Here is a 12,742-nt window from a genome sequence, read left to right on the forward strand (position 1 = left end):
CCGCCGCGTCCGGGACGCGAGGCTTGTCCACCGGCTATTTGATGAAGCACATCCCCATCCGCGACGCAGCCCCGGCCGGTTGGCAAATCAACCCCTCGGCACAGGTCCAGGACTTGAAACTCCTGTCGTTGTCCGCGGCGTTGGCGTGCTGGACATAGCAATGCGCACCCCAGCCATCGTCGTATTCGGTCCCGGCGAGTTCCGAACTGCCGCGCGTTTGCGGCCGGCTGGAGAAGCCGCGCGAATAGTCCGGCTGTTTGCCGTCGCGCAACGTGGTCAGAATATTGCGGCGGCGGATCTGGTCGCCGAAGAAGTGCGGCGACGCCGGCACCACGATCGAATTGTCGGGTTTTGCCGCCATCCAGTCGACGCCCGGAAAATGAAAGCCGCCGATGCCGCGGGTCTGGTGGCAGCCCGCGCAGCTGATGTCGTTGAGCCTTCGCTCGAAGCCTTCGACCGAGCGGACGTTGTGCAGCGTGATGCCGCGCTCCGCCACCTTCTTCAAGGCCGCAACGACATCCTTCTCCTTGAACAGGGGCTCGCTTCCGGCAACATCGCCCTGCAAGAGGCCAAAAGCCGGCTGCAGGTCCGAGGCCGAAAAGCCGACCGGGGTCGGAGCAATCGCAACGGTGGCGAGAAATTTTTCCGGGATCACGATCGTGCCGCGATCGAGTTCGGCAAAATGCGAGGGATCGAGCAGCCACGCCTTGAACTCGCCGCCGAGCCTGGCATCGGCCATCACGCGCTCGCGATCGATCTGGTTTTCCATTGGCGCCTCGGTGAACGTCTTCGACCGCGCGTCGTAGTCGAACACCTTCATCAGATAGTCGGTGCGAAAATCCCGTAAGTGAGATTTCGGCGCGTGCGCGATCTGAAGGTTGGTCTCGATATGCGTGATATCCGCAGGTCCGATCAGATCCAGCGGCCCATCCTTCGCCGTCAGTTTCTCCGCCAGCGCCGCTCCGGTCAGCGGCAACTCGCCTGCGGCGAGCCAGCGACGGGCGATGTCGGCGCAGGCAAGCGGCTTCCCGCTTGCGTCGATCGCAGCATCGCCCTTGGCCTTCAGCACCACGTTCAGCGTCATCGGCAGCCGCGGCGAGACCGCGCCCTCGCCCGCCGTCTCCTGGATATCGGTCCGGGTCAGGCGGTAGATCAGCCGGATTTCACCGCAATCGGCCTCATGCACATAGGCGCGGTCCATCCGGTTGACGATGCCCGCGAGCACGAAGCGCGTAGTGGGAGAAAAGAGCAGCGCGCGATCGAACAGCTGGAAGTCAAAGGAATCGCCGACGCCGATGGTTTCGTTGGCAAGACCGGCTTTATGCCGCGCGATGTATTTGTCGAACTCGGCGTCGAGCGCCTTGCGGACCGGCTCCATCGACGGCAGGGCGAACAACTGGCTGTTGCTGAGCGGTTCATCGGCCGACCGCCCCGGCAGCATCACCCGGCCCAGGCCGAACCGGCCGCGGTCGAGGTCGCGCAAGGCCAGGGGATCGATGATCGCGGTGCCGCGCTCCAGCGCCGCGCTCTGCGCATGGCGCGCAGGCAGAAAGCTGGCGAGCAAGACGTAAAATGTGACCAGAAATCGCATGCGGCCCATATCCCGATAAACACCGCACCGGAGACCTCATTCCAGGTCTCATGCCGGCAGTGTTTCCATGTCAGGGAAGTTAGAGCGTTTTCAAGCGAAGTGGTGACCGGTTCGCGTCAAGAAAACGCGTCAAATCAAGAATCCGGAACCCCGTTTCGATTCCATCGAAACGGGGCGCCAGCATCATGTCGCAGTGAAGCGATGGATGTCAGCGCGCGACGATCAGGCCCTTGCTGGTCACGACCACCCAGCGGCCGTCCTGGCGGCGGATGGCGTCGACCCGGCCGAGGCCCGGGATGGGATCGCCGGCATACACCTCATACATGCCTCGCCGGCCTTCGATCAGCGCGCCGCCATTGCCGACGTCGCGCAGCACCCAGCCTTCCACGGTCGGCAGCCTTCCCACTTCGGGCTTGGGCGCAGCGGCCGGCGCCACAGGCGTGACCGAGCCCGTGACTTCCTTGGCCGCGGCGGGCGCGGCAGCGACGGGCACGGCGGCGGCCGGCGGCGCGGCGCGCAGCTTGTCGACGGTCTCGCTGAGTTTGGCCAGTTTGGCGGCGGGTTCGGCTTGCGCCCTCTCGACCTTGTCGAGGCGGTCGCTGGTCTTGGTGTACTGGCTGGCTGCGAGCCTGGAGGCGTGTTCGACGCCGGCCTTCAGCGTCAGGATATCGGAGTCGATCCGCGCGATGGAAGCTTCCAGCGCGTGGCTGTCGGTGCCGGCGACATCATCGCCGAATAAATGCGAAAGACCGGCGGTCGCCATCGCCCCGCCGAGCCCGCCCGCCACCACCGCCAGCGCCAGCATGGCCGCTACCGCGAGCCGGCGCTTGCCGAATATGCCCTGGTCCGGCTCGGGTGCCATCTCGGGCCCAGCGCCATCATCGTCCCAGTTGCGCTCGCCAGCCGACATGATCAGGACCTTGCCGGCGAAGCGCGGCGGCTCTGCTTTCGGAGCGTCAGCCTGGGGAATTTCCACCTCGGGAACTTCCACCTTGGGAGTGTCAACCCGGGGTGCCTCGGCCTTGGCCGTTTCAGATTCGGAGGCATCCGCCATCGCGGCGTCCTGGCCGGGCACCATATCTGGAGCAGCTACCACCGGCTGGACCGAGGGCTCTGACGAATCGGGAACCGCCGGCGCGGAGCTGAGGGAACCGTATTCACCGCTGATCTGCTCGGCGCTTTGTTCGCTCACGGTCAAATCTCCAGTAAAAGATTGACCATTTGGTAACTTTCATTGCTTTCCAAATCCTTACCTGGCGCCCCCGCTTACCGAAATATTAGGAGTCGTCGGGGGCAGTGCTGCCCCGCCGGTCCGCAGCGGCCCGTCCGTTCATGTTGCTTTGCGGTATCGCGCTCCGCGCGCGCCTTGCGCGTTGCGCCGCCGAATTTCCCGACTAACATGGCGGGGATAACCAGCCAGAAGGCGGGACGCCGTGGCGATCGAGAAATGCATCAACGAATTTGATGTCGACGACGTCATATTCGAGGAAGGCTCCACCGGGCGCGAACTGTTCGTGGTGCTGGACGGCCAGGTCGAGATCGCCAAGGTCAACGGCGCCAGCAAGACCGTGATCGTCACCCTCGGCAAGGGCGAGTTCTTCGGCGAGATGGCCGTGATCGACGGCTCGTCGCGCTCGGCCACCGCGATCGCGGCGGCGCCGGGCACGCGCGTGATGCGGATCAATCATGCCCGCTTCGTCTATCTGGTCAGCCAGCAGCCGGCGTTTGCGCTGATGATCATGGACGCGCTCAGCAAGCGGCTGCGCGCTTCCAACGCCGTCACCTTCAGGGCGTCAACCCCATGAGCGACCGCAAGCCGAGCCCGTTTCCGATCCTTTTGAACAACGACGTCTGCTCGCTGATCCAGGCCGCCGAGGATGTCTACCAGATCCGTTTCAAGAACCGCGCCGCCAACGCCTATCTGGTGCGCGGCAAGTCGCGCACCATCATGATCGATGTCGGGCTGTCCTCGAATTATCCGGCCTTGCTGGAGTGCCTGCATCATCTTGGTTGTCCGCCGGAAAAAATCGACATGGTGGTGCTCAGCCACGAGCATCTCGACCACATCGGCGCGGCCTATCATTTCCACGGTCGCACCATCATCGCCGCGCACCGGCTCGCCGCCAACAAGATCATGCTGCGCGACGATTTCTCGATGCTGCGCAAGATGTTCAACGAGCCGGATGTGGCGATCAATATCGATATCTGGCTGGAAGAGGGCAATTTGCTCGACCTCGGCAATTTCCGACTCAACGTGATGTATACGCCGGGCCACACCTCGGCCTGCATCAGCCTGTTCGACCAGGATCAGGGACTGCTGTTCGCCGCCGACACCCTGATGCCCGGCGGCGTGATGGGCGGGGTGTTCGGATCCGGCAGCATCAGTGACTACATCCAGTCGCTGGAACGGCTGAAGGGGCTGAACTCCAAGATCCTGTTGTCGGGACATGGAAGGCTGTCCGACACGCCGCAGGACGATGTCCGTATCGCGATCCAGCGCTCGCACGGACTGTTGTCCGACACCGCGCAATTGTTCGACCCGCTCGATGCGCGCTCGAATTTCGAGCCGATCATGCAGTCGGTGCGCGATCTCAACAAGCTCGACGACGCCTGATTTTCTTGACGTGTTTTCCTCACGTCGGCGAAGGCGTAGCTCCATCATCGTCATTGCGAGGAGCGTAGCGACGAAGCAATCCATGGATTCCGCCGTGGTGACGCATGGATTGCTTCGCGGAGCCTGTCATCGGGCGGCGCTTTGCGCCGACCCGTTGGCTCGCAATGACGTGGAGGGGGTGGGATGATCGCTACATCACCACCGGCGCGTCCGGCAGTTCGTTCTTACCGCCGCCGTGCTTGGGGAAATGCGCCGCCAGCTGCCGCGACACCGCCTCGATGCCCCTGACGACGCCGCCGGCAAAATTCCCCGCCTTGAAATCGCTCTCCATCGCCTTGCAGATCTTTTCCCAGCCCTCGCGGCCTACCTTGGCGTCGATGCCGCGGTCGGCGATGATCTCGACGTCACGGTCGGCAAGCAAAAGATAGATCAGCACGCCATTGTTGTGGGCGGTGTCCCAGATGCGCAGCTGCGAGAAAAGGTCGAGCGCGCGTTCGCGCGCCGGCTGGTCGCGGAACAGCGGTTTGCCGTCCAACGCACCTTCGACCACGAAACGAACCTGGCCCGAATGGGTGGCCTCGCCTGCCTTGATCGCCTGTTCGATCGTCGCCAGCGCTTCCGGCGGGAAAACACGTCGCACCCGCCAATTGTGCTCGAGAAGATGCTTGCCGATGCGTTTGATGCCCATTGCCAGCTCCGGATTCTACCAGCTGCCCGACGCGCCGCCGCCGCCAAAACTGCCGCCGCCGCCGCTGAACCCACCGCTGTCGCTCGAACTGCTGCTGCCGCCGGAATAGGATCCGCCCGAAGACCCGCCAGACCACCCGCCGTACGAACCGCCTCTTCCGCGCGGCGTTGGAGCGGTGAGCGTGTCGCTGAACATCGCGAACACCGACACCACCAGGGCGGCAAGCGCCGAGAGGATCAGCGATCCGAAAATGAACCACACCAAGAACCCGATCAGACCGCCGGTCGCCACCGAACCGAACAGCCGGCCGAACAGATGGCGGAAGGCTCCCCCGAGCAGCAGAATGAAGATGATGGTGAACGGGTTCAATGGATTGAGGAACTGAAACAGGGCGGAATCGGAATCCGCATGCCACGGCGCGGTCGGCGCCGGCGCCGGCAGCGGCTCGCCGTCGATGACGCCGATCATCCGCGCGACGCCTGCGGAAACGCCGCCGGCAAAGTCACCGCTCCTGAATTTCGGCGTGATGATTTCGTCGATGATGCGCCTGGCGGTGACGTCGTTGAGCGCGCCTTCGAGGCCGTAGCCGACCTCGATGCGGAGCTTGTGATCGTTCTTGGCGACCACCAATAGCGCGCCGTCGTCGATCTTCTTGCGTCCGATCTTCCAAGCCTCGGCCACCCGGATCGAATATTGCTCGATGGCTTCGGGCTCCGTGGTCGGCACGATCAACACCGCGACCTGGCTGCCCTTCCTGAGCTCCAGCGCCCTCAGCGTCTGGGTCAAAGAATTGATGTCGGCGCTCGACAACGTTCCGGTCTGGTCGACCACGCGCCCCGTGAGCGGCGGCACCGCGACGTCGGCGAAGGCCGCGAAGGCCCAGCACAGCATTAGCGCAAGCAGGGAGGCTCTTGCAGCGTTCATCGCAGTAGCCGATCCAGTGCTCCGATTCCGAAGTTCGCAAACATTCGCGGTGACCTCTCCTACGAACTCCGGAATCAGAGCACGGGTTGTCGAACTATTTTGCGGGGGACGGCGCCGGCGTCGGGTTGAAATCCACCTTCGGCGCGGTGGAAATCTCCTTTTCGTTGTCGACCGTGAAGTTGGCCTTTTCCTTGTAGCCGAACGCCATCGCAGTGAAGTTGTTCGGGAAGGTGCGGATGCCGACATTATAGTCCTGCACCGCCTTGATATAGCGATTGCGCGCCACCGTGATGCGGTTCTCGGTGCCTTCGAGCTGCGCCATCAAGTCGTGAAACAGCGCGTCCGATTTGAGCTGCGGATAATTCTCGGTCACCACCAGGAGCTTGGACAGCGCGCTGGTCAGTTCGCCCTGCGCGGCCTGGAATTTGGCAAACGCGCCGGGATCGTTGACGAGTTCCGGCGTCGCCTGGATGCTGCCGACCTTGGCCCGCGCATTGGTCACGCCCAAGAGCACGTCCTTTTCCTGCTGCGCGAAGCCTTTCACCGAATTGACCAGATTGGGCACCAGGTCGGCGCGGCGCTGATACTGGTTCAGCACCTCGGACCAGGCCGACTTGACCTGCTCGTCATTGGTCTGGATCGCGTTATAGCCGCAATTGGTCAGGCTCAGCGTCGCCAGCGCCGCCAGCACGGTCCAAAATCTGCGCATCGAAATCTCCCAGTTCGAAATTTGCCGCAAGCTATCAGAACGATCCCGTAGCCTGTAACTCTTTCTTCGTCATTCCGGGATGGGCCGCCAGGCCCAGACCCGGAATCTCGAGATTCTCCGACGTGCAATTGCACATCGGAGTTCGATGCTTCGCATCGCCCCGGAATGACGGCTGAGTGTCATGCACCGCGCCGCGTTCCACGACAATCTTGCGGCGGATGGCTCTTGCCTATCATTCGATGAGGCGGTGGAGGATTCCGGATTCGGCGATTCGCGCCGCTCCGGAAAGATCGCGGCGTGTAATTACACCCCCGCCGCCTTGGCATCCCGGATCGCCTGCCACACCTTCATCGGCGTTAGCGGGGTCGGCATGTTGGTGATGCCGAGTTCGGCCAGCGCGTCGATCACGCCGTTGGCGATGCAGGGCGTGCCGCCGATGGTGCCGGATTCGCCGCAGCCTTTTGCTCCGAGCGGATTGGTGCGGCACGGCGCCGATTCGTCGAGCGTGACCGTGATCGGCGGAATGTCGTCGGCGCGCGGCACGCAGTAATCCTGATAGCTCGCGGTCAAGAGCTGCCCCTCGGCGTCGTAGGCCACGCCTTCGTACAGCGCCTGCCCGATGCCTTGCGCGACGCCGCCGTGAATTTGCCCTGCCACCAGCATCGGATTGACGGCGACGCCGACGTCGTCGACCGTGGTGTAGCGCACGATCCGGGTGACGCCGGTTTCGGGGTCGATCTCGACCTCGCAGATATGGGTGCCGTTCGGCCAGCTCGGCCCGTCGACTTCGCCGGTGCTGTCGACCGACAGCCGCGAGCCTGCTTCCTTCTTCGCGATCTCGAACAGGCCGATCCGCTTGTCGGTGCCCACCACCGTGAGCATGCCATCCCGGTATTCGATGTCCTCGACGGAAGCCTCCAGCACATTCGAGGCCTTCTCGCGCGCCTTCGTGATCAGGTCGTTGGCGGAGACTGCCAGAGCGGTGCCGCCGACGAACAGCGAGCGCGAACCGACGCTGCCGAAGCCGGTGGCTAAATCCGTATCGCCCTGCACGATGTCGATCCTGTCCATGGGAATGCCGAGCGATTCCGATGCCATCTGGGTGTAGGTGGTCTGCAGCCCCTGCCCCATCGCCATGGTGCCGGAATGCAGGATGATGCGCCCCTCCGCGGTGGCATGCAGGCTGACCGTTTCGGTATGCGCGCGGCCGCCGGTCCATTCGATATAACTGGTCAGGCCACGGCCGTAGAGCAGGCCCTTCTTCTTTGCGGCCTTCTTGCGCGCGGCAAAGCCGTTCCAGTCGGCGAGATCCGAAGCGCGCTCCAGCATGTGCGCGAACGCGCCGGAATCATAGACCTGGCCGACGGGATTGGTGTAGGGCAGCTGTGCCGGCTTGATGTAATTGACCTTGCGGATGGTGCGTGGATCCATCCCGATCTGCCGCGCGGCGGCGTCCATCAACCGCTCGACGATGAACACGCCTTCGGGGCGGCCCGCGCCACGATAGGCGCCGACCGGGGCAGTGTTGGTCATGACAGATTTGACCTCGTAATGAACCAACGGCAAATCGTAGACGCCCGACTGCACGAACGGGCCGAGCACCAGCGGGATGATGTTGCCCGCGCCGGTCGAATAGGCGCCGGTGCCGCCGACCGAGCGCACCCGATAGGCCAGCACGCGGCCCTTCGCATCGAGTGCGAATTCGCCGGTCGAGGTGAGATCGCGGCCATGGGTGCCGCCGACGAATTCGTCGGTGCGGTCACCGCGCCAGCGCACCTTGCGGTTCAGCTTGGTCGCGGCGTAGGCGACGATGCCGTCTTCCGGATAGAGGTTGGTCTTCTGGCCAAAACCGCCGCCGATATCGCCGACCAGCACGCGCACGCTTTCCTTCGGCCGCTTCAGCACGGCCTCCGCCAGCACGTCGCGGGTCGAGCCCGGCGTCTGCGATTGCACATGCAGGATCAGCCGCCCGGTCTTCTTCTCAATCTCGGCGATGGTCGAGCGCGGCTCCATCGCGGAGGGCACCAGCCGCTGGCTGACCAGATCGAGCGATACTTTATGCGCGGCGCTGGCAAACGCCGCTTCGACCTTGGCCGCGTCGCCATAGCTCATGGCAGCGACGACATTGTCGGGCGCGGCCGGCCACACCACAGGCGCACCCGGCTTGATCGCCGCAAGCGGATCGACCACCGAGGGCAGCACTTCGTAGTCGACCGCGATCGCTTCGGCGGCGGTCTGCGCCGCGACCCGTGATGTCGCCACCACCGCTGCGACCGGCTCACCGGCAAAGCGGACGATCTCATGGGCGAGCAGCCGGCGCGGCGGCACCGTCATCGGCTTGCCGTCGGGACGCATGAACACCGACAGCGTCGGAATGGTGCCGATATTGTCGGCGATCAGGTCGGCGCCGGTGTAGACGGCTTCGACGCCGGGCATATCCCTGGCGGCCTTGGCATCGATCGAGACGATCTTGGCATGGGCGTGAGGCGAGCGCAGCACATGCAGCCACAGCGCGCCCTCTTCAGGCTTGTCGTCGATAAACTGCCCCTTCCCGGTGAGAAGTCTCTGGTCTTCAAGTCGCTTGACAGGCTGGCCCGCACCAAAACGCATATTGCCGGGAAGAATATTCATCAGTTTGTCCTTCGAGTCTCTTGTTCGAACGGACGGGTTTTAGCGGATAGAAGGCGTGCAGGCCAACCGGCGTTTACGGGTAAAACGCCCAAGAAATCGTCATGGCTAACACCAGCCGGCGGGCCAAGTCCGCGATGGGACTCAGGACTTCAGCGATCAGCTGCGCAAATGGGCGAGATACTCGTAGATTGCTGTCAATTCGTCATCGTCCATTCTTCCAATCGGCCGCCACGGCATCTGCTTGCCGAGTTCATGTCCCGTGGGATCAATCCCGGTGCGCAGGGTCGAAATGAACTCGGCCGGCTTCCAATCCTTGACCATGTCCAGCCCGGGACCGACGGGAGCCAGCTGCCCCTGGATTCCACCTGTCAAATTGGCACCGTGGCATTCCCGACAGTCCTGGTACGACAGGATGTATTCGCCGTATCGCGCGGTAGCGCTCTTTGGCGGAGCCATGATGGCGCCGCTCAATACGGGTTTTCCCCGGGGCAACATGCCGGCGCCCAACATGATTAGGCCGAGCGGATTCAGTTGATCCGGCGGATCCGGCGTGATCTCCCCCGCCGCAGGTTGACTGCGGATGTAGGCGATCACAGCCTCGATATCGTCATCGCTCAGCCTGCCCGCATTCGTATACGACATGATGATCAGCCAATGACCGTCGGCAGCTATTCCGTTTCGAATCGCCCGGAAAATCTCACCATCCGACCAGTGCCTGAGCTCGCCGGCCGGCGTCAGGTTCGCAGATACGAAGGAGCCGACGCGAATCGGAAGATCCTTGCCAATATCCACGCCGCCCGTGAGTGTCCCCGTGCGTGAATGGCAGGCGCCGCAGAAGCTGTCGGAGATGGCGTGACCGCGTTCGATCTGGCCGGGTGTTGCCGCGACCTTGATGTTCGGAGCCGCGGCACTGCGGCTGTCCAGCCGGACCAGCCCATTGATCATGAAGGCGCTCGCCACCAAAACAGCGACCGTCAACAGACCTGCCAAACCGGCGCCGCTCCACTTGAGAACCGCATTCTTGATGCGCAGAGCGTGCACGCCGCACCAGGCGAACAACGCGGCCATTGCAATCAACGCCGCTGGGCTGAGCAGGTTAAGCACTGGATTTCCCCGAAATAAATTGTTGCCGCTATACGCGAGTCCGGTGAAACGACCGTTCGCAGACGAAAAAGCCGGCGATCCCGCGATGAACAGCCTGCTGCAGCCGCGTTACGCCGCGATTTCGAGGTTGGGAAACGAGGTTACAGTCGTAATACGCCGAGGAAATAACTTCGGCTTGCTGGCCTTCGAGTGAGAGCGGAAGGCGCGAGCGTCCGGTGGCGTGCTAGCCCAGATCCCGCAGCAACGCCTCGACCGCCTTGCGCTCGTCGGGCGTCAGTGCCGGCTGGGGTGCGATGGGATCGCCGACGTCGTAGCCCTGGATCGCGAGCCCGGCCTTGATGCAGGCGGCGAGGTTGTAGCGCGCGAACGCCTCGTTCATCCGCCACAGCCGCCTCTGCAGGACAAGCGCGTCGTCCCAGCACGATGCCCGGCAGAGATTGTAGAGCTCGACGCTCTGCCGCGGAATCAAACATGCCGGGCCCGCCATCCAGCCGACGCCGCCGATCAGCATGACGGCGGCCGGGATATGCGCCGACGCCGAGAACACTTTGATGCCGTCGCCGCAACGATTCATGATCGACAATAGCCGCCCGGTATTGGTGGAGGCGTCCTTGATGTAACCGATGCGCGGATGCGTTGCGAGCCGCGCGATGACGTCGAGCGTCAGGTCCGAGCGCTGGAAATTCGGATTGGTGTAGATCACCACGGGGATATCGACCGCATCGGCGATCGCGCGGAAGTAGGCTTCGACCTGCGCGTCCCCAAGCGGAAAATAGGCTTCCAGAATGGCGAGGATGCCGTCGGCGCCGAGCTTCTGATAGGCCTTTGCCTGAGCGACGGCATCGAGCGTCGAAGTCGAGGCGACGCCGGCCACGACAGGCACGCGGCCCCTGGCCGCTTCGATCGTGGTCCGCACCACCTCGGCGCGTTGCGCAATGTCGAGATAGGCGAACTCGCCCGTCGACCCCAGCGGCGTCAGCCCCTGCACGCCCGACTTGATGAGATCGTCACAGAGGCGCGCCAGCACGTCGCTGCGGATGCGGCCCGACGCATCGACCGGGGAGACCAGATAGGGAAAGACGCCGTGGAAATCAGCCATGATGAGTTGCGGATATAGCGTTCATTCGATCGCCAGCCCATCCAAATATGACCAGTGCAAATGGATTTTTCGGATGGGATCAATTCATCATCAGCTCTGATTGCAGGGTCTTCCAGCGTTGCCGGCGTTTCGATCGTCGCGCGAAAATGCAAGAGATGGCAAGAAACAGGCCGGTGCGACGGGCCGCCTGGCCCCGCGCGGGCCTCGATTGTGCCTTGCTTGCGCCGCAACCGAGTCCCGATTTGGGGCACGGGGCCGGCCGGCCACAGGATCTATGGCCATGCCGGGGGGTTAAGCCCATGAGACAAGTCATTTTTCTGCCGTACTGACTCAACATTATCCACAGGCAGTGATGTTGAGTTTATACGCGTGCTCCCGAGTAAATTCGCGGCGGGAATTTCGGTCGGAGACGAGGAAATCCAGCGGCGAGAGCGGCCATGAATACGCTTTACGATTTGCTCGGGGCCCTGCCACACGATGACGCCGAAGGTCTGCGGAGCGCGTTCCGCAAAGCCGTCAAAGGCACCCACCCCGACCTGCGGCCTGACGATCCCGATGCGGCGCTGAAATTTCGGGAGATCGTCCGCGCTAACGAAATCCTGGGCGATCCCGAGCAGCGCATGGCTTACGACCATCTGCTCGCGCTCGCGCACCAGGAGCAGGTATCGATATCCAAGCAGGCCGTGTTTGTCAGGGTTCACAGATTTGCCTCCGGCGTGATGGCATTCGCCGGCATCTCGATCGCGACGGCCGGGGGATATCTATTGTTCATGCACATGTCTGCGGCATCCGTCGCTCCGCTGGACGACGCCGATGTTATAACCTACGCCTCGCACGCAATCGCCGCCGTCAGCCCGGCCGTGCTGTCGGACAGGGCCGACAACAACGCATCGTCCGCAAGGCAAGAGAACCCGGTCATTCCCGCCGAGGCGGCCGCGCCACCCGCCGCCATGCCCAGGATCAGGGCGGAGAGCGTTCCGCCAGGCAATATCGGTCCGGCTCTCGACCCCGCTGCGGCCGAGGCCAGATCGTTGCGGGCACGGAGCATGTCCGCCCTTCACCATGGCGACCTCAACGGCGCGATCGCCGACCTCGATCAGGCGCTTCAGCTCGATCCGAGCTTCCTGCCGGCCTACATCGACCGCGGCACCATCCTCTATCGCGTGCGGAAGGTTGGCCGCGCCTTTGCCGATATCGCGGGCGCGAAACGGATCGAGGAGGCAGACCGCGCCAAATCCAGTTCCACGGGCGCAATCGGCAAGAAACCGCACGTTGATCCCGCCACCAAGACTGCATCGGTGACCCCGCCGTCGCTGCGACGAGACGCATCGCAGAACCCGTTGCGAGAGCAAAAGGCGTATCCGCCGATTTGGGAGCGCTGA

General features: G+C 63.5%; 11 protein-coding genes. 3 read left to right on the top strand and 8 right to left on the bottom strand.

The window, feature by feature from the left end; translation table 11 throughout:
* Positions 1 to 34 precede the first annotated feature (34 nt).
* Both B5525_RS03575 and B5525_RS03580 read right to left on the bottom strand, forming a co-directional pair.
* A complete protein-coding gene (locus B5525_RS03575) occupies positions 35 to 1,591 on the bottom strand; it encodes a hypothetical protein (RefSeq protein WP_172899810.1) in 1,557 nt (518 codons plus the stop codon).
* Positions 1,592 to 1,799: 208 nt separating this feature from the next.
* Positions 1,800 to 2,783: a hypothetical protein gene (locus B5525_RS03580; RefSeq protein ID WP_154073045.1), complete on the bottom strand. Its 984-nt coding sequence runs from the start codon at positions 2,781 to 2,783 to the stop codon at positions 1,800 to 1,802.
* 241 nt (positions 2,784 to 3,024) lie between these two features.
* On the opposite strand from B5525_RS03580, the gene B5525_RS03585 reads away from it, so the two are divergent.
* Together B5525_RS03585 and B5525_RS03590 are read left to right on the top strand one after the other, a co-directional pair.
* On the top strand, positions 3,025 to 3,396 hold the full coding sequence (locus tag B5525_RS03585; RefSeq protein ID WP_079564706.1) for a Crp/Fnr family transcriptional regulator: 372 nt from the start codon (positions 3,025 to 3,027) through the stop codon (positions 3,394 to 3,396).
* Positions 3,393 to 4,205, top strand: coding sequence for an MBL fold metallo-hydrolase (locus tag B5525_RS03590; RefSeq protein ID WP_079564707.1), 813 nt, complete (start codon positions 3,393 to 3,395; stop codon positions 4,203 to 4,205). Before B5525_RS03585 ends, B5525_RS03590 begins: the two co-directional genes overlap by 4 nt.
* Before the next feature lie 190 nt (positions 4,206 to 4,395).
* On the opposite strand, the gene B5525_RS03595 is transcribed toward B5525_RS03590, so the two are convergent.
* The 6 genes from B5525_RS03595 to B5525_RS03620 form a co-directional block, all read right to left on the bottom strand.
* On the bottom strand, positions 4,396 to 4,893 hold the full coding sequence (locus B5525_RS03595; RefSeq protein ID WP_079564708.1) for a TPM domain-containing protein: 498 nt from the start codon (positions 4,891 to 4,893) through the stop codon (positions 4,396 to 4,398).
* Between the two features lie 15 nt (positions 4,894 to 4,908).
* Positions 4,909 to 5,817 carry a TPM domain-containing protein gene (locus B5525_RS03600; RefSeq protein ID WP_079564710.1) on the bottom strand — a complete coding sequence of 303 codons (909 nt, stop codon included), beginning with the start codon at positions 5,815 to 5,817 and terminating at the stop codon, positions 4,909 to 4,911.
* A gap of 94 nt (positions 5,818 to 5,911) precedes the next feature.
* Complete coding sequence (locus tag B5525_RS03605) at positions 5,912 to 6,526, bottom strand: LemA family protein (protein WP_079564711.1); 615 nt, start codon at positions 6,524 to 6,526, stop codon at positions 5,912 to 5,914.
* A 303-nt stretch (positions 6,527 to 6,829) separates the two neighbouring features.
* Entirely contained in the window at positions 6,830 to 9,157 is a 2,328-nt protein-coding gene (locus B5525_RS03610; protein ID WP_079564713.1) for a xanthine dehydrogenase family protein molybdopterin-binding subunit, read from the bottom strand.
* A 156-nt stretch (positions 9,158 to 9,313) separates the two neighbouring features.
* Complete coding sequence (locus B5525_RS03615) at positions 9,314 to 10,261, bottom strand: cytochrome c (RefSeq protein ID WP_079564714.1); 948 nt, start codon at positions 10,259 to 10,261, stop codon at positions 9,314 to 9,316.
* A 223-nt stretch (positions 10,262 to 10,484) separates the two neighbouring features.
* Positions 10,485 to 11,360 carry a dihydrodipicolinate synthase family protein gene (locus B5525_RS03620; protein WP_079564715.1) on the bottom strand — a complete coding sequence of 292 codons (876 nt, stop codon included), beginning with the start codon at positions 11,358 to 11,360 and terminating at the stop codon, positions 10,485 to 10,487.
* A 437-nt stretch (positions 11,361 to 11,797) separates the two neighbouring features.
* On the opposite strand from B5525_RS03620, the gene B5525_RS03625 reads away from it, so the two are divergent.
* The gene (locus tag B5525_RS03625) at positions 11,798 to 12,742 is read left to right on the top strand and encodes a DnaJ domain-containing protein (protein WP_079564717.1); all 945 of its coding nucleotides are present in this window, start codon (positions 11,798 to 11,800) and stop codon (positions 12,740 to 12,742) included.

The organism is Bradyrhizobium erythrophlei (genome assembly GCF_900129505.1).
GTDB lineage: Bacteria > Pseudomonadota > Alphaproteobacteria > Rhizobiales > Xanthobacteraceae > Bradyrhizobium > Bradyrhizobium erythrophlei_D.